The sequence below is a fragment of the Mucilaginibacter pedocola genome, assembly GCF_002013915.1.
Taxonomy (GTDB): Bacteria; Bacteroidota; Bacteroidia; order Sphingobacteriales; family Sphingobacteriaceae; genus Mucilaginibacter; species Mucilaginibacter pedocola.
Genome location: NZ_MBTF01000012.1, coordinates 202,198 through 224,937, shown reverse-complemented (window position 1 = coordinate 224,937; position 22,740 = coordinate 202,198). Strand labels below are relative to the sequence as shown.

Sequence of the window (22,740 nt, the reverse complement as noted above, 5' to 3'; positions counted from 1 at the left end):
AAGCAAGAAAAAATACATTTAACCGAAACTTATATTATTTTTGATAGGTTAAACTCGTCAATGGCAAAATTATCCACGTCGCGGCAGAAGGCATTATTGCGTAAATACGCCTTAAATGTTAAGTTTTTTATGGTGATAGCCAGCGTGAGCCTTATTGTTTACGCCCTGCCCAAACAAGCCAAATTTGGCTACGAATACGAGAAGGGCCGCATCTGGAACCAAAAGGACTTAATATCGCCCTATAACTTCGCTATACTGAAAACCGACCAGGAGATAGCTGCCGATACTAAAACGGCTTTATCAACCATTACGCCCATTTATCAACTGAACCCGCAGGAGGGCAAGCAATTAACAGAGGGCTTTAAAACCGACCTGGAGATAAAGTGGCATACCGCCGGCATTGCCGATAAGTTTAAAAACCAGTACCTGCAAACCGGCGTTAACTTGCTTACCGATATTTATAACCGCGGTATTTTTAAACCTAATGCCAAATACCAGCAGGGTAACCCCAACTATAAGATAACCATACTGGATAACAATGTTGCCACAGAACGCAATACCGGCGACTTGTTTACCCGCGAAAGCGCCATTACTTATTGCGATAACGCCATTAGCAAAGTATCCTCGTTAGACCGCGCATTTTTGTTGGACTTATTGCAAGACCGCCTGCAAACCAACCTTACGTACGACCAAAAGCTTACCCAACGCCTGGAGCAGGAGGTGGTAGATAACCTATCTATCACCCGCGGCATGGTGCAAAAAGGGGAGGTTATTATCAGCAAAGGCTCAGTGATAAATGATGAGGCTTTTCAGAAGCTAAACTCGTTCAAAAAAGCATTTGAAGATAATGCCCGTATCAACGGTAATTATAAACTGGTGCTGGGAGGGCAGTTCTTGTTGGTAGGCATGGTAATTACCTTGCTGATGATATTCCTGTACCTCTTCAGGCGCGACATTTATGAGGATAACCGTTTGGTGAGCCTGATATTATTGGTTGTTACCGCTATGCTGGCCACGTTATCGCTGGCTATTAAGCTGCAGTGGCCCGGCAATTTGTACTACATTCCTTATTGTATAGTGCCCATTATCGTGAGGATATTGTTCGATACCCGTTTGGCTTTGAACATCCACCTGCTGGTGGTATTAGTAGCAGGTTTTTTTGTGCCCAATAGTTTCGAATTTGCATTTTATGAGGTTACTGCCGGCATGGTATCTATCTATAGTATTAAGAACCTGCTGCGCCGCGAACAATTCCTTATTTCGGCGCTCATTATCACCTTTGCCTACTTTGTGTCGTTCACGGGTATATCGCTGGTGCGCGAGGGCACATTTAGCACTATCGACTGGACAGACTTTTTACCTTTTGCTGGCAGCGTAATGCTTACCCTGTTGGCCTATCCGCTCATCTACGCCTTCGAAAAGATGTTCGCCATTACGTCCGATATTACGCTTATCGAGTTGACCAATACTAACGCACCATTGCTTCGGGAGATGGCCTTTAGTGCGCCGGGGACCTTTCAGCACTCGCTGCAGGTGGCCAATTTGGCCGAGAACGCCATTTATGCCATCGGCGGTAATTCGTTATTGGTTAGGGCAGGGGCTTTGTACCACGATATTGGCAAGATGCAAAACCCCCTGTTCTTTATAGAGAACCAAACCTCGCATTTTAACCCGCACGATAAGCTGCCTTACGAGGAGAGCGCACAGATCATCATACGCCACGTAAGTAAGGGCGTAGAGATGGCCCGCAAAGCCAACCTGCCCGAAATTGTGATCGACTTTATTCGTACCCACCACGGGAATACCCGAGTAGATTATTTTTACCAATCGTTTTTAAAGAACTTCCCCGAGAAGTTTATCGACGAGAACATTTTCCGTTACCCAGGGCCTATACCATTTAGCAAAGAGGCTGGTGTATTAATGCTTGCCGACTCGATAGAAGCTGCTTCGCGCTCGCTGAAAGAGCCGGATGAGCAATCGATAGGAATATTGGTTGACCGCATTGTAAAATACAAGCTTGACCAGGGGCAGCTAAACGACAGTAACATTACCCTGAAGGACCTGGAAACCATCAAAACCATTTTTAAGCGCATGCTGATGAGTATTTACCACGTGCGGATAGATTATTAAGTGCTTGGTGAGTGGTTGATTTGGTAGAGTGGTGAGTGGTTTTTGGAGGGCGACGGCTCTTTTCGAAAATTAATTTGCAAGTAATCAACCCGATAGGGAATAAGTTAAATTTTTTTTTGAGAGGCAAGTTGATTTGCTATATTTGCAATCCCGAAAACGGGAAACGTATTTAAAAACACTGGTGAGGTGCCTGAGAGGCCGAAAGGATCAGTTTGCTAAACTGACGTACGGGAAACTGTACCGAGGGTTCGAATCCCTCCTTCACCGCTGAAGCCTGCATATCGAAAGATCTGCAGGCTTTTTTGTTATGGACCGTCAGTTTGCGGGCATTTTTTCCGAAGCCTTCATGATTTTGATCGGCCTGTATTATCTTCGGCTTATGTACGAAAACTTCCAGCGATATATTGACGAACGGGTGGCGCTTTGCGATGCAGAGAGCAAATTGGTGCGCTCGGTAGCGGTGATCAAGAAGATACGTAAACGGCAATACTTATTACAGGAAGGTGATGTTTGGAAATATGACGCTTTTGTGAGTTCAGGATGCCTGCGTACCTATTCTATTAATGAAAAGGGAAGCGAACACATTATAGGATTTAGTATAGAGAACTGGTGGTGCGGCGACCGCGAAAGTTTATTATCGGGCGAGCCCTCGCGTTTTAATATTGATGCTATAGAGGATAGCGAATTGGTGATGTTCACGCATACCAATTTCGAAATGCTATGCCGAGAGATACCGGCCTTCAACCAAATGGTCAATAATATCCTCAACAAGAGTTTCATCACCCAGCAAAACCGCATCAACGCATCCCTCAGCAATACCGCCGAAGAAAAATACCTGAACTTCGTTAAAAAGTACCCCGAATTTGCTTTACGCGTCCCGCAGAATATGATCGCATCGTACCTGGGCATCACGCCCGAAACCCTCAGCCGCATCCGCACGCAAACCGCGCGCAACAAAGGCTGATTGATCTACATCAATTGCTTTCTTATTTTATATCAATGTGCAGGCTCGGCCGGTGCCGCACCTTTGTAATGTTCAAACAAACATTTACAAAACATTAAAAATAAGAAATCATGTCAAAAACAATTTTTATAACCGGAACAAGCACAGGCTTCGGAAAACTCACCGCTATTACTTTAGCCAACGCCGGCCATTCTGTTATTGCCGGTATGCGTAATGTGGCCGGCAAAAACGCAGCTGTGGCTCAGGAGCTGAACGCCATCCCTAATATCGAGGTGGTAGAAATAGATATAATCAGCGACACATCTGTTCAGCAGGCCTTTGAACAGGTGCTGGCTAAATATGGTAAGGTAGACGTATTGGTAAACAACGCCGCCGTAAGCGGTTTCGGCCTGTTAGAAGGTTATTCGCTGGACCAGGTGAGGAACATGTTCGAGGTGAACGTTTACGGTGTACTGCGCACTTACCAGGCCGTGTTGCCCGGTATGCGTAAAGAAAAGAACGGGCTCATTATTAACCTTACCTCCGGTGCAAGCGGCCATACTTTACCTTTTATGGTGCCTTACCTCGCATCCAAGTTCGTGGTAGAAAGTATTACCGAGGGGGCACAGGGAGAACTCTCCGACTTCGGGATCGAGAACGTGAGTATACAACCCGGCGTTTATCCAACCGAAATGAACAATGGCTCAAAGGCCGGCGTACATGCCGATAAACCCGAAATTGTTGCCGAATACGGCAATGCGGCTACCGAAAGATTCAACGCTCTTGGCACTGCCTTATTTGGCAAAATGGAAAAGTTTGAAATGGACCCGCAAACCATAGCCGATGGTATCCTTGAACTGGTAAACATGCCGAAAGGTACCCGACCTTTGCGTATGCCATTGGATGCTATAGCGCAGGGCACCGATAAAGAATTCATTGAGACCCGCGCTGCGATAAAAGAGAAATGGTTAGCTGCTTACACCGCTTAATTACTACCAACATGAAAACTGCTAAAGAATTACTGCTGGATTACCTGAACAATATTGGCGATCCGGATTTTCAGATAGAATTATTTGCCGATGATGCTGTTTTTGAATTGCCATATTTGGCGAGCCTTGGTTTACCGGCGCGCTGGGAGGGAAGGGAGGTACTTTACAAGTTCCTGTCGAACCTGCCCAAAACGTTTCCCGGCTTTAAATTCAGGAATATCCAAATACATATCGACACACCTGAGCAAGCCTTCGGCGAATATGAAGCTACTGCGACCGTTGCCTCTAACGGCAAACCCTACGAACAGCATTATATGGGTAGAGTAGTGGCAAAGGATGGAAAGATAGTACTGATAAGGGAGGCCCTGAATATGGTTCCGGTTGTCAGAGATATCAAAGGCATCCCGATCTCCTAAACCGTTAGCTCTGAGATCAAATACCTCATTGAAAGTTCCGGTGGTTGAACCGGAACTTTTTTATTTTGTATGGAAATTGCAACCTATTCCCCCAGCACCACCTTCACCACCGCATCAATAAGCGGTTGCGACATATTCATTTGGTTGGAGTTGCCATTATGCCAGGCTTCTTCACCCTTTATAAGCGTATAAGGCGTGCCATACATGGATATTTGTATTTGGTTGGGCTTTTGGTCTACAATAGTAAAATAGAAGATACGGGTTTCTAATTGTGCAGCTAATTTTTCGGTACTCATGGGTGCAAAGATAGGAGGGTGGTTGGAAAAATCTTGCTGAAACAACCGTTCTCGACGCCTAAAACTGCCTGTTGCTGTTAAGATGCAGAGCGCCAATAAGATTTTTGGTTATCTTAAATTTACATAGTGCTGCGCCACGCAGCCGTTATCAAAAGTTTGTGTGCTCACGAGTTTTAAATTCAGTTGCTCATGCAAACTGCCTGATGGCAAAAGTTGCCTGCCATTGCCTACCAGCGCAGGGTGTATCACCAATTCAAATTCGTCAATAAGCCCTGCGTTTATTAATTCGGGCAGGAGGCTTACGCTGCTTACCGAAATTTTGCCGCCTTCGGTTTGCTTTAGTTTGCGTAGTTCATCCGCTGCGTTGCCGCTTACAATAGTTGTATTGTCGCGCGCTGTGGTCAAGGTGCGCGACATTACCACATTATCAATGACGCTCAACCTTTTGGCGAAACGATTCTCCGCAGGCGAACCCGACTCATGCCTCGCCACATCTTCCCAATAGGGAAACATCAATTCATAAGTTACCCGGCCATAAAATACCAAATCGATGCCCTCCATCATATCGGCAAAATATTCCATCAGTTGTTCGCTCGGGTTGGCAAAAGTATGGTCGCAATAGCCATCGAGGCTAAGGTTAATGGCGAAAGATACGGTTCTCATAGTTTTTGGGTTTTTGTAAAGGTAGGAGTTGGGAGGGGATTTTAAGAGGGGGAATTGCGGCAGGATGTGGGCGGAATGAACAAATTTAACTATAGCCAATATTCAACAAAAGGACTCAAACGTTTTGTTTATATCTTTAAGCCTAAGACAATTACCCTGTCGTTTTAAAATGGCAATAAGTACAAAGAGTTCAAGGCCGATTACCTGTAAAGGTAGGCAGTTTAGATGGACGATAGTCCCGTTCGATGACAAGTTGAAATTCGTTGCCGAAGGACTGTGGTGTGAAGGGCGTAAGATTGAAGTTTTGTTGAAGTCAGACATCAATCGCATGTGGGTGGAGTTTCCCTATGTTTCTCATTTGAATTTAAAGGTGGTTACACCTAAAGATGCATCATCATTCATATTATATGCATTAGAAAACGGATGGGATCCTACTGAGAAAGGAAACTCAATAAAATACAGGTTGACCGATGACGGCCTGTCTAAAGAAACGGCATGACTTTTTCCGGCTTTAATAAAAACTATACATAGGTCCACTTAACGAACAAGCCCGGAAGTGTTAGCCCGGGCTTGTTTGTTTTTATCGTCTTACCATATCTTTATTCGCTGTGCTTCCGCTTTATAATTCTTATCCCCCGGCTGCACATTAAATGCCTTGTAGAATGGCCCAAAGTTCATTAGCGGCCCATTCACGCGCCATGTAGCGGGTGAGTGCGGATTGTTATTTACATAGGTGCGCATGAAAGCGTCGCGGGTTTTTACGCGCCAGATGCGGGCTATAGACAAGAAGAAGCGCTGGTCGGGCGTAAAGCCGTCTATTTTTTCGTTGCCTTTGCCTTGCTCGGTCATTTTAAAGGCATCAAAGGCTATGGCAATGCCGCCGTTGTCGGCTGTGTTTTCGCCGAGGGTTAAGGCGCCTTTTACGTGTACGGTATCTAAAACGGTGAAGGTGCTGTAAAGGTCTACAACTTGTTTGGTTTTAGCTTTAAATTTCTCGTAGTCTTCTTTTGTCCACCAGTTTTTTACGTTACCGTCTTTATCGAACTGTGCGCCCTGATCGTCAAAGGCGTGGGTAAGTTCGTGGCCTATTACCATGCCAATGCCGCCGTAATTAATGGCATCATCCGCCTCGAAATCAAAGTATGGGTACTGCAATATACCGGCAGGGAAAACCACCTCGTTATACGATGGGTTATAATATGCCGTAACCGTAGACGGCGTGGTGCCCCATTCGCTTTTATCCACCGGTTTATTCAGCTTAGCCAATTGAAATTGGTAATCATTTTGGTTGAGCGAAAGGATGTTCTCGAAATATTTGCCGCGGTTAATTTGCACCTTATCGTAACTGCGCCATTTATCGGGGTAGCCCAGTTTTTTGGTGATAGCGTACAGTTTTTCTTTGGCTTTTACCTTGGTGCTGTCGCTCATCCAGTCGAGGTTGTTGATGCGGTTCTCAAAGGATTTTTGCAGGTTATTCACCAGGGCCAGTACGCGTTTTTTGGCGCCTTCATTAAAGTAACGCTTCACGTATATCTGCCCTAAGGCCTGGCCCAGGTAGCCATCAACCTTTTCGGTCATCACCTGCATACGGGTTTTCTGTTTACCCTGCCCGGTAAGCACTTTGTTGAATTCGAAGGTGGCATCGGTGAAGGGCTTGCTCAGTGTTTCTGCATAGTTTTGCAGCGTATTGGCTTTTAGGTAAATTTTCCAGCTGGCTAATGGTACGGTTTTCAGCGCGGCACTTAGCTTATTATAATAAGCAGGTTGTGCCACATCAATGGTATCGGTTTTAGCGCCAAGGTTAGCAAGCAAGGCGGCCCAGCCAATATTGGGTTGTTTTTTCACCATGGCGTTAACCGCCATTTTATTAAAGTTGGCATTCACATCGCGCAGTTCGATATTGGTTTTGTGCGATGCGGCGTTTTGCTTTTCAACGCTGTAGGCTATTTCTGCATTTTTTGCGGCAACTGCGGCCGTACTACCCGTTAAACGAAACAAGCTCGCAATGTATTTCTTATAAGCCTGTTGTACCTGCAGCGTGGCCGAATCGGTTTTAAAATAGTAATCCCTATCGGGCAGGCCAATGCCGGTCTGGTAAATATGGGCAATATTAATGCTGCTGTTCTTATTATCGGGCGAAATGCCGAAGCTGATGATAGAATAGTTGCCCGCCTTTATTTCGGACGCCACAAATTTAAGCAGCGCAGGTACGCTGTTAATAGCATCTATACGCGCCAGTATAGGTTTTACGGGCTGGTAGCTGCGGGCGTTCACGGTGGCTACATCCATACCCGAAGCGTAGAAATCACCCACTTTTTGGTCGATACTTCCCGGGGCGTTTTTGGTTTTCGATACACTGTCGAGGATGTTTTGCAGCAAGCGTTTTTGCGGTATGTTAAGGAAACTGTAAGAACCTACACCCGCCTGGTCGGCGTCAATTTTTACGGTATCGTACCAGCGCCCGTTCACAAAGCGGAAAAAGTTATCGCCGGGTTTTATGGAGGAGTCGAGGCCGGCTACGTCGACAAAGCGGCGTTTTTGGGCATTGGCGCTGTTCCATCCAAATAAAAATAATATCGCTAAACACAGGTAAGGTAGTTTTTTCATCATGATGAAGATTTTTTTAAAGGTAAGGATTTTTTTGAGGGACGCGGGCCTGAATTGGCAAATCAGGGGCACCTACGGAGCCTGATTTCCCTTTCGGGTTTTACCATAAACACGGTACTCCTACCGGAGTGTTAGCCAGCCTCGATTTGAACACCCCGGATGGGGTATCGTGTTTGTAGAAAAGTTTTAAAATACGATAAGGGCTCCGTAGGTGCCACCTGCTAAAATTTACAACCGTTTACTGCATTTCTTTTCCTCAATTTCTTTCTTATATTACAGCCATCTAACTACCTATAAACAAACATTATGCGTGCTCTCCGCCTTGCCACATTGTGTTTTCTGCAAATACTGCTTTTGGGCAGCAAATTGCTATTTGCCCAAACTTTGCCTTTAACAAGCTATTCCATTTACAACGGCCTGCCCGAATCTACCGTTTATGCTATCTATATAGATAGTAAGGGTTATCTGTGGGCGGGCACCCAAAGCGGTACCTGCTCGTTCGACGGTAAGCAGTTCAAAGTTTATGATTCGCAGTCGGGCTTGCCTGATAACCATGTTACCGCCATCACGGGCGGTGCAGGGGGCGATGTTTGGTTCGGCCACCGGGCGGGGGCATTATCGTACCTGCGCAATGGCGTTGTGAAAACATTACGGGCAAAAGGGTACGACAATAGTGCCAATATTAATACGCTGCTATACCTCGGCAATACGCTTTATGCAGGTACGCGGGGAAACGGGCTTTATGCTTTTACTTTCAACGGCGCAAGTGTTGCCGTGAAGCACTTCGATATTAAAAACGGGCTTGCCGATAACAACGTAAACAAAATAGAACCCCGCAACAGTACTGAATTATGGCTGGGCACCAATAACGGATTAAGCGTGCTGGATATAACCAAACAGACTATTGTGCCAACGCCGATCCCTGCCGCTTTAAAACAGCCGGTCACTGCGCTTTACAATTCGCCTGGTGGAGAATTATGGTGTGGCACGGCATCGGGTATCAGTATCCTTACAGGTTCCAACACACTTGATGAAGCAAAGGCCGCATTGGCAAATGGCGTTTTGCAGGACAAAAAGATAAACAGCATACGCCCCGGCCAAAACGGTGACATTTGGCTGGCAACGGGCAAGGGTGCGGCAAGGGTAAGCGGTAAAACGGCGCGGCTGTTCACCAAAGCGAATGGCCTACTGAGCGACATCGTGTACGATTTTGCGCTTGACCGTGAGCACGGGCTTTGGCTGGCGCAGGATGACGGTATCTCCTGCTTCCGCGAATCGCCTTTTGAACTTTATGATGCCAACGATGGCTTGGTTTACGACGAAACCTATGCGGTAGAAGAAGATACCGACGGCAATTATTGGGTGGGTACGGTAAAAGGCATCAGCATATTTGCGCCCTCGGCAGGTGGTATCCGTAAGGTTAGGGATATCACTACTAAGGATGGGCTGCTTGATAATTTTATATACGATATCTATCGCGATAGCCGGGGCAATATTTGGATAGCTTGTGTGGATAAGGGCGTTAGCTGCTACCTATGGCAGGAGAAACGCTTCCTCAATTTCGATAAAAATAATGGATTGCCCGGCAAGCAGGCAGTAAGCATTAATGAAGATGAACTGGGGCGGATATGGATAGCTACACTGGATAACGGCGTGGCCATGTACGACTATGGCAGCGATAAATTGCAAAACTTTACGCTGGGGCACGGCGTTCCGGCAAAATCTTTCTGGACCATTCATCGCGATAGCAAAGGAAAGCTATGGTTTGGTACGAGAGGGGCAGGGTTGGTAAGCCTCGATGCGCAGCAAACTGCGTTTAGCATTGTGCCCGGCCAGCAGAAATTGGTTAACCACGATTTTGGCTCTATCAGTAGTGATACCAAGGGGAACGTTTGGATAGCTACCATTGGCGATGGCGTTTACAAATATAATGGCAAAAGCTTTGAGCAATACGGCAACCGCAACGGCATCCGCTCCAACAACCCGTATTTTATTTTTTGCGACAAAGCCGATAATATATGGATAGGCACAAACAACGGTATCGACCGCTTCGATCCTGTAAAGCATACCACCATCAGCTATACCAAAAGCGATGGTTTTATGGGGATAGAAACTAACCAGAACGCCATCTATCAATCTGCAAGCGGCGACCTTTGGATAGGCACCGTAAAAGGGCTAATGCGCTACCGTTTTAGCGTGAACGCAGCCAAAACGCCCCCGCCGCCGGTATACATCGTAAACAAGCATCTTTTCTTTGAGAACGATAGCCTGAGCACCACCAAACTCTCCTACGACCAAAATTACCTCACTTTTGATTACCGGGGGCTGAGTTTGAGCAATGCCGATAAACTGCAATACTCGTACAAGCTTACGGGGCTGAATGCAGGCTGGTCGCCACCCGTGGGCGAAACGCGGGTGAGTTTTGCGAGCCTGCCGCCGGGTAAGTATACTTTTATGGTTCAGGCCGCATACCCGGGTGGCGAATGGGGCAAGGCGGCAACTTTTGCCTTCAGGATAACGCCGCCGTATTACCTTACCTGGTGGTTTCTGCTTTTGGTAGGTATTGCGCTGGTATCATTAGGTACCTGGCTGTACCGATACCGCGTAGAGCAATTATTGAAACTGGAACGCGTGCGCAACAAAATAGCTACCGACCTGCACGATGATATTGGCTCGGCACTAAGCAGCATCTCTATCTTCAGCGAGGTGGCCGACCAACAACTGAAGCAACAAGCGCCGCCCGAAAAAACGCGGGAAGTTATCGGGCATATATCTTTCCACTCGCGGGCCATGCTGGATGCTATGGACGATATTGTTTGGGCCGTAAACCCGCGGAACGACCATTTCGACGACCTTTCGGTACGTATGCGCGAGTTTGCCATTCCGCTGTTGGAACTGAGGGGAATGAAATTCGAATTCAATTTTGAGGACGGCTTGCAGGATACGCGTATATCTATGGAGGCGAGGAAGAACATCTACCTCATATTTAAAGAGTGCATTAATAATATCCTGAAGCATGCCGGCGCGAAGGCCATTTCTGTAAATGTATCGCGCGTGACGGATGGTTACGAGTTTGTGGTGGCCGATAACGGCAAAGGCTTTGATGTTACCGCGCCAACCAGCCGCAACGGGCTTAAAAACCTGCAAAAACGCGCTGCCGAAATAGGGGGTACGGTAGAGGTAATTTCTAAACCCGGCAAGGGTACCGCTATAACACTAAAAGTAAATATCATATAAACATATGATTGTATCGCTGGGCACATCCGAATACCTTTACTAAAATTTATATGCTTTGGAGCTAAGGGTAACTGTATTTGATGATAATAACGCATTGCGCGAAAGCCTGAACTACCTTATTTCGGGCACGCCCGGTTACACACTCGCAGGCGCGTACCCCAATTGCGACCATTTGATAACCGACCTTGCAAGCGCCGAAACCGATGTAGTTCTGATGGATATTGATATGCCCGGCATGAACGGCATCGAAGCTACAGCGCTCATTAAAAGCAATTTCCCGGATGTAAATGTACTGATGCTTACCTCGTATGATGATACAGGGAAAGTTTTTGATGCCATACAGTCGGGCGCAACGGGGTATTTATTGAAGAAAACCCCGCCTGCCCGCATACTGGAAGCTATTACTGAGGTTTACCAGGGCGGCGCGCCCATGAACGCCAACATAGCCCGCAAGGTGCTGGATTTCTTTAGAGAGAAAAAAAATGTTACTAACAACGAATACGACCTCTCTGCCCGCGAAAAAGAGGTTTTAAGCTGCCTGGTAAAAGGCGATAGCTATAAAATGATAGCCGATCATTGCTTTATTAGCATGGGTACCGTTTGCACCCACATCACCAATATCTACAAAAAACTTCACGTAAACTCCAAATCCGAAGCGGTGGCCAAAGCCATAAGGGAAAAGCTGATCAATAATTCGAAATAAGGCGATATTTAACCTTTATTACTTTTGTCATCCTGAGCGATAGCGAAGGATCTATTAGCGAATTATGCATTACCGTTAAGCATTACCGCTATTAGATGCTTCGTCCCTCAGCATGACAAAGCTCCCATTTTTCCATACACTTCAAACCCTCATCTGCACATCCCCAAAACCATAAGTTTATATGATTGACCCATAAGTGTGAACCTTGCAATTTCGTATCGTCGAAAAACAATAACCTCGATGCGGAAAGTTCCCTAATGCTTTTCGGTTGCCTTGATCTCAATTAAAAAACGGACTTATGAAACTGAAAACTTTATTTTTTGCATTAGTATGGGTAAGCATATTTAGCGCTTGCAGCAAAGAAGGCCTGCAGGGCCCCGATGGCTTGCAAGGACCCAAAGGCGATACAGGTGCCCAGGGCGCAGTTGGCCCGGCCGGTAAAGATGGCTCGGTAATATATAGTGGCACCGGCACACCCGCAACCACCATAGGCCAAAATGGCGATTACTACCTCGATCGCAACACTGGTGCGCTCTACGGTCCTAAAACAACCTCGGGCTGGGGAACACCATTACAACTTACAGGGGCAACAGGCGCTACCGGCGCAACTGGCCCGCAAGGCCCCGCCGGGCCGACGGGAGCCACTGGTGCTACAGGAGCTACCGGTGCCACCGGAGCGCAAGGCCAGCAGGGAGCTACTGGTGCTACAGGTGCCAACGGAGCCGCAGGCAGCCAAATATTGAGTGGTAGCGGCGCGCCATCAGAAACCATTGGCGCGGTTGGCGACTATTATTTAGATAAAGATAACTTACAATTATATGGACCCAAGAACCGCACCTGGGGCACACCTGTATTGCTTAAAGGTGCACAAGGCCCGCAAGGGCCCATTGGCCCGGCCGGTGCCGATGGTAGTATGATTTACAGCGGCAACGGCGCACCCGATGGCGCGCTGGGCAAAGCGGGCGACTATTACTTCGATAAAACTTCGCGCGCGCTATACGGCCCTAAAACTTTGGCCGGTGGTTGGGGCGTTGGTACATCATTAGTTGGCGCTACAGGAGCTACGGGAGCCACAGGCGCGACCGGCGCACAAGGCCCGCAGGGCGAGGCGGGTGCGAATGGTACCAATGGTAATACTATCCTCAGTGACCTTGGCCGTCCCGATAACACCATTGGCAATAATGGCGATTTCTACCTCGATGTTACCCACTATACCCTCTACGGGCCTAAAAATGCAGATGGCTGGGTACGCGGCGTACCCTTGCGCCAGGCAGTAGGCAGCACAACGGTAAATACTTATGAAACCGCCGACGGCACTTCGCTGCAATGGTATTCGATGCAGGGAGGAGACGGCAATACTGCGCCGCTTACCAACTGGAAACTGGTGCAAATGCGCCCCGAGAGCGATTCTACCAGCGTATTCCGCCTGCCCGATTCGGTGGCCAATGTAGTGAATACAGGCATAGTGCTGGTGTACATGCACCTCACAAACGAAACCAATAGCTGGGTACAACTGGCCTACAGTACCCTGCCCACCAATTTTGGCAGCCCGCAAACTTACAATTACGTAGCCTACACCAATGCCGACGGCGTATTTGTAAAAATATACGGGTATGCACCGAACGTTCGCATTGCCGAACAACTGCTTCAGGTTGATAAGATACGCATCATCACGGTGCCGCAAACCTCAACGGGGCGCTTAAATACCGTGCCGCGCATGCCGATGGAACAGGCCCTGCGCCAATACAGCAACATACAACAACACAAACTTACCGCCAACTAAAAGGTAGCAAATGGCCGGCGGAGAACGGCCGCCGGCATATTTCAAAACACACAGCTTTTACAAAAGATGAAACATTATAAACATGTTATCGTGCTGCTGCTTTGCCTGTTGGGTTGGTACAGGGGCGCCGCGCAGGATGTTGGCCAAATGCTTGGGGCAAAACCCTTTGCTATTGGCGGCACCGCCGGCTTGGGCTTGGGTACCTATACTTCGAGCGGTATTGATGCCCGTGAACGCAAGTTCTCGTACATGCTGGCAGGTTCGCCCTTTATTTCTATCTATGGCGTTACCTTCCCGTTCACCGTGGTAGTGAGCGATCAGCAGCGTGGTTTCAGGCAACCTTTTAATCAGTATGGTATTAGTCCGCAATACAAATGGGTTACCGTGCATGCCGGCTGGCAAAGCATTAGCTGGTCGCCTTATACCATGGGCGGTTACAATTTCCTGGGGGGCGGGGTAGAGCTTAACCCCGGCAAACTGCGCTTTGGCTTTTTATACGGCAGGTTCAATAAAGCTATCGAAGAAACCTCAACCGAGCCGCTTTCTTTCCAAACACCTGCTTATCGGCGCACCGGGTACAGCACCCGCATTGGTTACGGCACCGAGCTGAACCACGTGGATGTAACCTTCCTGAAAGCGAAGGATGATATCACATCGTTAACCAACCCGCCATTGGCCTCAGGGCTTTCGCCTGCCGAGAACGTGGTGCTGGGTATCAATTCGCGCTTTTCTATTCTGAAACATTTTACCTGGGACTTTGATGTTGCCGCCAGCATTTACACCCGCGATCAAAAGTCCGATTCGCTGAAGAACCTCGAACTGGATAAGATAGCTTTTATCCGTAGCCTTATCACGCTCAACGCATCTACCCAATTGCTTAAAGCCGCTGAAACAGGCATCGGCTATTCCAACAACAACTACAACCTGCGCCTGCAATACAAACGCATCGACCCTGACTACAAGTCGATGGGGGCCTACTACTTCGAAACTGATGTAGAGAATTACACCATGCAGGGCAATATCAGGCTAATGAATAACCTGCTCAACCTTAGCGGCAGCCTCGGCCTTCAGCACGATAATTTGATGAACGATAAGTTGGTAACCTCTAAACGCACCATCAGCTCGCTGGGCGTAAGCTACAATAAGCAAAAGTTTGGTGCCGATGTGCGCTACTCCAACTACGGCATCAGGCAGGATAGGGGGCTTAACCCCGTGATAGACACCTTCCGCGTAGCGCGAACCAATTATAATGTAAGCACCATGCTGCGCTACACCATGGGCCCTGCCGAAAAACAGCACAGTTTTATATTGGTGGCCAATATCCAGTCGCTGTCCGATCTTAACCGTTTTACATCGGCGCAAAGCCTCAGCAACAGCAAAACCGCCAATTTGAATTATAATCTCTCGCTTTCTAAACAAGGGCTTGGTTTAAACGCAGGCATCAATTACACCCTGGCGGATGTTTACCTGATGCATACCAAATTTTACGGGCCAAGCATTGGTATTGATAAGCAATTGCTGAAAAGTAAACTGACGCTTAACAGCTCGTTCAGCTACCAACAGCAAAAAAATAACGGCATTAATGCGGGCAGCCTGTTCAACCTTACCTTCAACAGCGGCTACCGCTTAAGCAGCCGAGATGCCGCCAACCTAACACTCATCTACCTCAAGAGCAACTCTAAAGATGCTACGCTACCGTCGTTCAACGAGTTCCGCTCGCAGGTTAACCTTACCCATAGCTTTTAACAGGATATGAGAAACACAATTTACACCGGTAAAAAATTAGCAAAGGCAACTGCGCTTTGCCTCGCTGTGCTGCTGATGCCACTTTGGCTATTTGCCCAAAAGGTGAATGTAAGCACCGCCATATTCCCGCCATATTCGCCTTATTATTCCGATTATTCGGGCAGTAATGCATCCAAAGTGCTGTTAGTGCTGCAGAACAATACCGGCGAACAACTGAACATAAAACTTACGGGCAAACTGGAGGGCGATAACGGCATACGCATTACCACCCGCGCCAACTATGTGCCGCTGCAGCCCATCGTGCTAAACCCGCGCGAAGTAAAGCAACTGAATGGTTTGGCGCTGAAGGATATCTTCAGTATTGATAACCTGAATGTTTACGGTATTAGCAAAACCACACTGGCCCAAACCTCGCGCATTCCCGAGGGGAACTATAATTTCTGCGTAACCGCGGTTGATTACAGCAGCAGCGAGATACTTTCGGCACAAGCACCACTGGGTTGTACCATACTCAATATTGTTTACCCCGAGCCGCCGGTGCTGATGAACCCCATGCCGCAGGCACATGTGCGCGCTACCAAAATACAGAACGTTACCTTCAACTGGGTGAACCCCGGCACCGTGCCCGTTGGTACGCAATACCAGCTCATCGTAGCCGAAATGCCCGATAATATCAAAGACCCCAACCAGGTGCTTAATTCGGTTACCTTCCCAACGCTGCGCAGAAACCTGCCATCATCAACCTATGTATATAACGCCCGCGACCTGGGCCTGAAGCCCGGCAAACGCTATGCCTGGCGCGTAGTAAGCAGCGACCCAACGGGCCGCACAACCTTCCGTAACAAAGGTGCAAGCCCCGGTGCCATGTTCTACTACGACCCTGAGGATAAACCCGATCTGGCAATAGAAGGTAACATGAAACTGGCGGTCCGCAAATACGAAGTTTCGGGGCATTTAACTTACCAATACCATCAGGATATTAAAGAGGTGCAGTTCGCATCGTTCCCCGGCCGCAAGTTGGATACCGTGCCTTTGCGCTATGCCGATGTGCAGCTTTGCTACGGCATATTTTTGGTAAAGATGGATATTAAGCCAAAGGCTTACAGTACCATAAATAAAAATGGGAGCAAAAACACCAATGGGCCCGCTTCGTCGATACAGTCGGGTGCTATCCCAAAATCGGCTAATGCTCCCGGTGCTTTAACTGATAAAGCGGCTATGTCGGTAAAGAACGGGCAGGTGAAAACTTTAGCACAAACACAAGCACTGCCCGACTCTATCCCCATGGATAGCATACCCACCATAGGGCAACCCATTGGCATAAACGTAGCCGGAAACAGCCAAAACGGTTTGGGCGAAGTACTGGCTACGGCAAAAACCGATACCAATGGTTATTACAAGTTCAACTTTACCACTATGCGCCCGTGCAAAATATTGCAGGAAATGGGGGATAACCGCGCATTGGTGTATGGCTACTACGTAAACATAAAAGACAAGCATTACACCGACCCTACGAAATACGTTTACATAAACCTGCCCGAAGAGGATGAAGTGGGTACAGGTGCCATGGGCGATGTGGGCGTGTTCGTGAAAAATTATAACCTCACCGTAAATATCGATCGCAATAAAGAGGCAGGCTCCAACACGGGTGCACAGCAAAATGCATCGGTAGAGAACAAGGATGGCGGCGTGGCCAACCTGTACATCTTAACTGAATACGGGCCAAAATCTACCATAAGGCCTTACGATGATGGCGATAACCTTGCCCGTCCTGCTTTTAAGCCCGCTGCCGATGCACAAAAATATTTTGGCTCGAAGAATTTTTATGTGGTTACCAAACGTGAGATAACGCTGAGCAAGGACAAGGACCTTGGCCTGTTCGATAAGTATTCGGGCCAGTATGTGTTGCAAAATATGGTGGATAACCCGCTTGGCGAAAACTATTGGGTGTATGTAGAATACAAATCATCAAAAGTGATGTTCGAGCCGGTGCAGATAGCTTTGCCCCTGGAAAGCCAGGAAGAATTTACGCCCGTGCTTGCCCAAAAAATACGTAGTCATAAAGTAGACCTGAAACCTGCTTATGTATCTATCATCGTTAAAGGCGTGCTGAAATATCAATTTAAGAACGGGACGGCCAAGCCGTTGGCTAATACTCAAATAACGCTGGAGTCGGTTTGGTATGATATCAATAACAAAGAGAAAGACCCTGCCAAACAGCATGTTTATGATCTGGATAACAAACAGGGCAATAACGAACTGTATAGCACGGTAACTACCGATGCCAATGGTTACTTTGAACTGAACGCCGGGCAAATGCAGTACGATAAGTACCATTCGGCATCAAACTTCCTTTTCGGCGGCTGGAACCAGTTTGTGCGTGTGCAAAGCCCATACTACGGTAGCCCCGATAAGGCCTACCAACTGGAAGCAGGTAATACCTACAACGTGGGGGAGTTAGTGGCCAATGTAAAAGAGCATGGTATGGTGCTTACGGTGAGAGGGCAAAACCTGGCCACCAATAAAGAAGAAAGCCTGCCCGGCCAGCGTGTATTCCTCTGCCGGAAAAAGGATGCTAATACCGCGGCATGGGGCGTTCCGAAGGATGAAGGTGAGCAAAATGCCTTGCCGCTGAAAACCATAAATGATAAAGATGGCGTACCCTATAAGGTAATTAGCTACGGCATGACGGACGAAACCGGCACTGCCCGGTTTAAGCACATGGTAGTGCGCGACCCGCTGAACGCCTCGGATGTGTATTACTTGTATTCCGAGTCGGGTATTTTATCTACCCTAAATTACTCCAGCGAGTATGGGAAAAAAATAGAGATGGCAGGTACTATGGCGGTTCATAAAGCTATAGACAAGTTCCCGGTGCTTAATTCGACGCTGGATAACGACCCCATTGGCATAGCACGCACGCTTATCAGCTATCCGCAAAAGCCGGTGATAGATGGGGGCGTGTATCCGTTCAGTAATACCAGCACCAATGCCATGTCGGGCGTAAATGTTCGCCTGTTCGATATGACGAAGTATAGCAAAACTCAATTTGAAGACTATGTAAAAAATACCGACCCTGAAACGGTAATATACAACCTGGTAATGTGGGGTGCTGCGCAAGTTCAAGCCTACCAAACCACTCAGGATAACGGCTTGTTTTTGTTCGATAATGAGTTAACCGATAATTACAAAGGCTGGAAACTGCTTACTTATTCAAAGGCCGGCTTTATTTCGGGCTACACCATTATCAACTCGGGCAACCCGCTTACCAAGGGTATGAAGCAGAATGTAAAGGGCTTTTTAATGCCTCCGCGTAAACTGAAGGTGAGTATAAAAGATGGCGATACCGGCGAGCCTATCAAATGCAAAATAGTGGTTGGTGATAACTTTAGCTGGGCGGCTACCAAATCCATTAAAAAGGACTTTACACCCGGCGACCCTGTACAAGGCGTTACTGTCGCCGAAGTTGCCGAATTACAGAGTACTTATGGCAGTGTGAAGTTTACCGTGCTGCCCGAGGATAATGTAAATTACAAACCAGTTGAGTTTACCCGCATAATAGCAGCACCAAAAAAAGATGCCAACGGGATACCACAGATGGACAACTCGGTAGAGGACCTGGGCGTAATAAACATTTACATGCCCTATGCGCAGGCCTCGGTTTACCTTAAGGATGCCAACACCGGCACACAATTACCGGGTTTGGTGTATGTTACCCAACTTCCGCAGAACGAAACCCCGCCTGTGGGCATTGCTACAGCAAAAAAAGGAGCTGAATTTAAATTCCGGACCAACTCGCCTCAGTATGGTGTACGTGCAACATCGCCCGGTTATGTAACGCAGGAAATAAACGTAAAGGTGGCAGGTGCCAACAGCATGTCGCTGGTTACTATTCAAATGGAGAAAGGCCTTACGCTAAGCGGCACCGTTACCGTTGATGGTAAACCGGTTTACAATGCCAAAGTTTATATCAAGGAGCTTGCGGGCCAATACCCCGATGTTACTACCAACGCGCAGGGTTTTTACAGCATGAAGGGCGTACCCATTACCTACAATACCGTTACCATGGCCGCGGTAGCGCCCGATAAAAATGCCGTGGGCAGCACGCAGCAGGTAGTACTTGCGCACCCGCCGGCCAAAAACGGGCAAAAACCTGTGGATGAAAAAACGGTGAATTTTGCACTCACATCTAACATGATATTCGATGTGTCTAAGTTATATGGCTTCCCGCTGGAGGTTGAATCGCTCGCAAAGAATGGCGATGGGTACCTGCTCAACGGGCGTGTTAAAATGCCGATGAACAATACCCTGCGCCCTATGGAAAGTAGCTACCTCACCCTGAAAAATGTGGCGGTGGCCGCACCCCAGGCAAAAAGCAGCCAACCCAAGGGCAATAGCAACAGCGGGCAGATAAGCGTAAATACCGATGTTTTAACTCCCCAGATGCAAACCATTAAGCCTACGGGTAAAGTGCTATCTCAGGAGCATTATATAGAGGCGCAGGTGTTCAATAAATATTATGTAGATATTTACGGCCCGCAGGGCGTTGAATTGCAGGCCAAAAACTCCGCCCAAACGCAGGGTAGCGTGTATGCCTCTCTGTTGATGCCGAGCGATGGCGTTACCAAGGCGGTAGAGTGGGAAGGCAATGTAATGCTGGTGCCGGTTTCGGTAGGCAGCGATGCGGTTGAGAAGGGTAAAAGCACGTCTCCTTCGTTTGGCGATGTGATGCCCTCAGATAAAGAAGTACAGGCGGCAATGGGTATTAACCCAACCACCATGTCGGTAGGGTATAGCACCAATACCAACAAAAAAACAACTACTGTTGATGCCAAGGCCGGAGGAGATAAGCAGGTATCTGCCGATGGTTTAGGCCTTGGTGCCAATGTTGGCCAGTATAACAACGATGCCAATAAACCCAAAACGGCCAACAACAGCAGTCAAACACCGGGTGCCAATATGGAAGCGCCTTTCGATATTATGTATTCGGCAGGCGGGGCAGCGCAGTTCAGCAAGCTGCAATTCAAAAAACGTTATGGCGGCGATTTTATCTATAAGTTGAATAATATTTACAATGTAGAAGCTCGCCCTTTTAGTTCTATAGATGCCGCAGGGTTGCATTTGTTCTCTACCATTCATACCAACCTGCAGAACGTGGCAGAACCCGACCTGTACATTAACGCAGGCGAAGTATTGGTGACCGATAAACCACTGTCGACCATCATAGGCAGCACTGATTTGAATATCCCGCTTGACGATTGGAACCTGAAAGGCAAATGGTACCTCCAAAAAGGGAATATCAAACTTACCGGTAACCTGTTCGCGGGTACCCTTACTTTGCCGGTAAGCGGGCTGGAAGTATCTGAAACCAGCCTCGGCTTCGGCGATATACAGGTTACTAATATTGGTTTAGCGGGTGTTTACAAAATGAACATCAATCCGGCGGAAACCATGACCTCCTTTGGCTTTGATAAGGCTGCCAAGTATGGTACGCTATATAACCAGGCCTATGGCGCATGGTCGCTCTCGCTGCTGCCAAAAGATCCTAAAAAGCCGCTGACTCAGTTAGCACATTTGAAGGACCTTGCAGAGAACGACCTGGTGAATATTATGAATATCTCGCTCTACAGCAAAGGTGGAGAATCGCGCGTGATGCTCATGCAGGATCATCCAACACTTACACTGAACGGCTTTGCATCCTTTAAGCCTTACGAGGCAGAAAACACCAAGGACTTCTTTAAGCTGAACGGTTCGCTTGATCTGAATATACCGGCCATTACCGGGCTTAGCGATAAAACCTACAGTGTTATGTATGCTGCCGAAGGCAACCAATTGGCGCATAAGCATCAGAACCTGCCTGCCTTAAATATGGTGAGCAATGGCGTGCGCGTAGAGTTTTATGATAAGTGGCAATCCTTTGTTAATGGCAAGTTGATGCTTAATGGTATAGTGCGCGATAAGGTGGCCGCATCGCCGTATAACCTGGCGGTAAGGCTCACCAAATATGCCCCCGGTTCGCAAAGCATTATGGTTCGCGATAGTGCCATCAACGTGGTAGATATGGGCAAGAACCTGCAAACCAACAAACCACAACAAATGGTGGCCATTAAGGGCGGTATGATAGGAACAGAACTGGCCTGGGATAACTTCCATTTTGAAGGTGACATAGTAGGTGCCGATGGTATGCGTGAAGAAGCTGCGGAAAAAGCCAAGAAAACCCACATGGCTTTTGAGGTAAAAGGCGACCTGGTAGCCAATAACGCAGAAATAGGGGTGAAGAACCTTTCGCTGGGCGCGGCCGACAACTTTAATATCACTTATGATTTTGAAAAGCAGGCCATTGTTGGCTCCTTCCATGTGCTGGAGAAAACAGAGAATGCCACTTTCGATACCGATTTTGAGTTTCAACTGGGTAGCGGGCAATGGTACTTGCTCGGCTCTGCCAAGATAAGCGACATTAAAAATACCCCGGTGCCTGTTAATGGTGCTGCAGGTGCGGTTTGTGTGGGGAGTTGTACCCTTACGCCGGATATGATGCAGATCATCCAGTCGAAGTTTCATGATGGTATTTTACCTAATGATTTCGAGGCTAACTTCCATACGCTGCATGGTACGCTGCTGGTAACCGCTGTAGACCTTAACCTGCCGCTGATACCGGATATCAACCTTAACCTGGGGCCCATTGCGCACGTTACGGTGGAGAAAGGTATTTACGCTAATGCCTACCTGGGCCTGCAATTTGAAGAGAAACCAAATGTAATAGGTGGTATAAAGGTTGGGGTTTATGTAAAGGTAAGCGCAGGGGCCAGTGTGTTGGTTGGCTGCGCAGGCTTAAAACTTGGTGCCGAGGTAAATGCGGCTGTAAATACCAAGATCATATTGCCTCCATATGGCGAATTTATTAAATTCCAGTCGCCGGATCAGTTGGTGGAGAAATCGGATATTACCATGGGGGCAGAAGCTAATGTGATATTAACCGGCGAGGCCTATTACGGCTGGGGCGTTTGCGACGACGATTGCAGTTCGATAAAGGTGTGGGGCGTAAAAATACCGCCGGGCTGCCATAAAAGCGGCATTGGCAAGGGTATGACGCTGACCTTCGGCGCAAAAGTTCAAAAGCCTGAAGGAACGCTAACACCTACAAGGGGAGAAGTGTATGTGAAATTATTCGACGAGCCGCATACGGCTCAAATAAACATCCCGGGATTTTCATTTAAGCAGCTATAA

At 47.8% G+C, this 22,740-nt stretch carries 12 protein-coding genes and 1 tRNA gene; 10 read left to right on the top strand and 3 right to left on the bottom strand.

The features are described from left to right. Nucleotides 1-60: 60 nt before the first annotated feature. From BC343_RS13400 to BC343_RS13380, 5 genes are all read left to right on the top strand, one after another. The gene (locus tag BC343_RS13400; RefSeq protein WP_078348293.1) at nt 61-2,130 is read left to right on the top strand and encodes an HD family phosphohydrolase; all 2,070 of its coding nucleotides are present in this window, start codon (nt 61-63) and stop codon (nt 2,128-2,130) included. 180 nt (nt 2,131-2,310) lie between these two features. After that, nucleotides 2,311-2,397, top strand: a tRNA-Ser gene (locus BC343_RS13395). Between the two features lie 112 nt (nt 2,398-2,509). Further along, nucleotides 2,510-3,094 carry a Crp/Fnr family transcriptional regulator gene (locus BC343_RS13390; RefSeq protein WP_078348622.1) on the top strand — a complete coding sequence of 195 codons (585 nt, stop codon included), beginning with the start codon at nt 2,510-2,512 and terminating at the stop codon, nt 3,092-3,094. A 110-nt stretch (nt 3,095-3,204) separates the two neighbouring features. After that, nucleotides 3,205-4,062 carry an SDR family oxidoreductase gene (locus BC343_RS13385; protein ID WP_078348292.1) on the top strand — a complete coding sequence of 286 codons (858 nt, stop codon included), beginning with the start codon at nt 3,205-3,207 and terminating at the stop codon, nt 4,060-4,062. Nucleotides 4,063-4,073: 11 nt separating this feature from the next. Continuing rightward, nucleotides 4,074-4,478, top strand: a complete 405-nt coding sequence (locus BC343_RS13380; protein ID WP_078348291.1) for a nuclear transport factor 2 family protein — start codon at nt 4,074-4,076, stop codon at nt 4,476-4,478. Between the two features lie 83 nt (nt 4,479-4,561). Here the strand turns inward: BC343_RS13380 and BC343_RS13375 are convergent, their stop codons facing one another. From BC343_RS13375 to BC343_RS13360, 3 genes are all read right to left on the bottom strand, one after another. Then, entirely contained in the window at nt 4,562-4,774 is a 213-nt protein-coding gene (locus BC343_RS13375; RefSeq protein WP_078348290.1) for a hypothetical protein, read from the bottom strand. 108 nt (nt 4,775-4,882) lie between these two features. Continuing rightward, nucleotides 4,883-5,437, bottom strand: coding sequence for a dihydrofolate reductase family protein (locus BC343_RS13370; RefSeq protein WP_078348288.1), 555 nt, complete (start codon nt 5,435-5,437; stop codon nt 4,883-4,885). A gap of 588 nt (nt 5,438-6,025) precedes the next feature. Next, entirely contained in the window at nt 6,026-8,047 is a 2,022-nt protein-coding gene (locus BC343_RS13360; protein ID WP_238381771.1) for a M13 family metallopeptidase, read from the bottom strand. A 303-nt stretch (nt 8,048-8,350) separates the two neighbouring features. On the opposite strand from BC343_RS13360, the gene BC343_RS13355 reads away from it, so the two are divergent. From BC343_RS13355 to BC343_RS13335, 5 genes are all read left to right on the top strand, one after another. After that, on the top strand, nt 8,351-11,281 hold the full coding sequence (locus BC343_RS13355; protein ID WP_078348283.1) for a ligand-binding sensor domain-containing protein: 2,931 nt from the start codon (nt 8,351-8,353) through the stop codon (nt 11,279-11,281). A gap of 55 nt (nt 11,282-11,336) precedes the next feature. Beyond that, nucleotides 11,337-11,984 (top strand): response regulator transcription factor, encoded by a 648-nt coding sequence (locus tag BC343_RS13350; protein ID WP_078348281.1) that lies wholly within the window; start codon nt 11,337-11,339, stop codon nt 11,982-11,984. Nucleotides 11,985-12,282: 298 nt separating this feature from the next. After that, nucleotides 12,283-13,767 carry a collagen-like domain-containing protein gene (locus BC343_RS13345; RefSeq protein WP_078348280.1) on the top strand — a complete coding sequence of 495 codons (1,485 nt, stop codon included), beginning with the start codon at nt 12,283-12,285 and terminating at the stop codon, nt 13,765-13,767. A 66-nt stretch (nt 13,768-13,833) separates the two neighbouring features. Then, nucleotides 13,834-15,513 carry a hypothetical protein gene (locus BC343_RS13340; protein WP_078348279.1) on the top strand — a complete coding sequence of 560 codons (1,680 nt, stop codon included), beginning with the start codon at nt 13,834-13,836 and terminating at the stop codon, nt 15,511-15,513. Between the two features lie 6 nt (nt 15,514-15,519). Then, nucleotides 15,520-22,740: a hypothetical protein gene (locus tag BC343_RS13335; protein WP_078348278.1), complete on the top strand. Its 7,221-nt coding sequence runs from the start codon at nt 15,520-15,522 to the stop codon at nt 22,738-22,740.

Excerpts from the sequence above, each read along its gene's own strand:
- BC343_RS13400 (WP_078348293.1), top strand. The coding sequence starts at position 61 with ATGGCAAAATTATCCACGTCGCGGCAGAAGGCATTATTGCGTAAATAC.
- BC343_RS13345 (WP_078348280.1), top strand. The coding sequence starts at position 12,283 with ATGAAACTGAAAACTTTATTTTTTGCATTAGTATGGGTAAGCATATTT.
- BC343_RS13340 (WP_078348279.1), top strand. The coding sequence starts at position 13,834 with ATGAAACATTATAAACATGTTATCGTGCTGCTGCTTTGCCTGTTGGGT.
- BC343_RS13355 (WP_078348283.1), top strand. The coding sequence starts at position 8,351 with ATGCGTGCTCTCCGCCTTGCCACATTGTGTTTTCTGCAAATACTGCTT.
- BC343_RS13370 (WP_078348288.1), bottom strand. The coding sequence starts at position 5,437 with ATGAGAACCGTATCTTTCGCCATTAACCTTAGCCTCGATGGCTATTGC.
- BC343_RS13390 (WP_078348622.1), top strand. The coding sequence starts at position 2,510 with ATGTACGAAAACTTCCAGCGATATATTGACGAACGGGTGGCGCTTTGC.
- BC343_RS13385 (WP_078348292.1), top strand. The coding sequence starts at position 3,205 with ATGTCAAAAACAATTTTTATAACCGGAACAAGCACAGGCTTCGGAAAA.
- BC343_RS13360 (WP_238381771.1), bottom strand. The coding sequence starts at position 8,047 with ATGATGAAAAAACTACCTTACCTGTGTTTAGCGATATTATTTTTATTT.
- BC343_RS13380 (WP_078348291.1), top strand. The coding sequence starts at position 4,074 with ATGAAAACTGCTAAAGAATTACTGCTGGATTACCTGAACAATATTGGC.
- BC343_RS13335 (WP_078348278.1), top strand. The coding sequence starts at position 15,520 with ATGAGAAACACAATTTACACCGGTAAAAAATTAGCAAAGGCAACTGCG.
- BC343_RS13375 (WP_078348290.1), bottom strand. The coding sequence starts at position 4,774 with ATGAGTACCGAAAAATTAGCTGCACAATTAGAAACCCGTATCTTCTAT.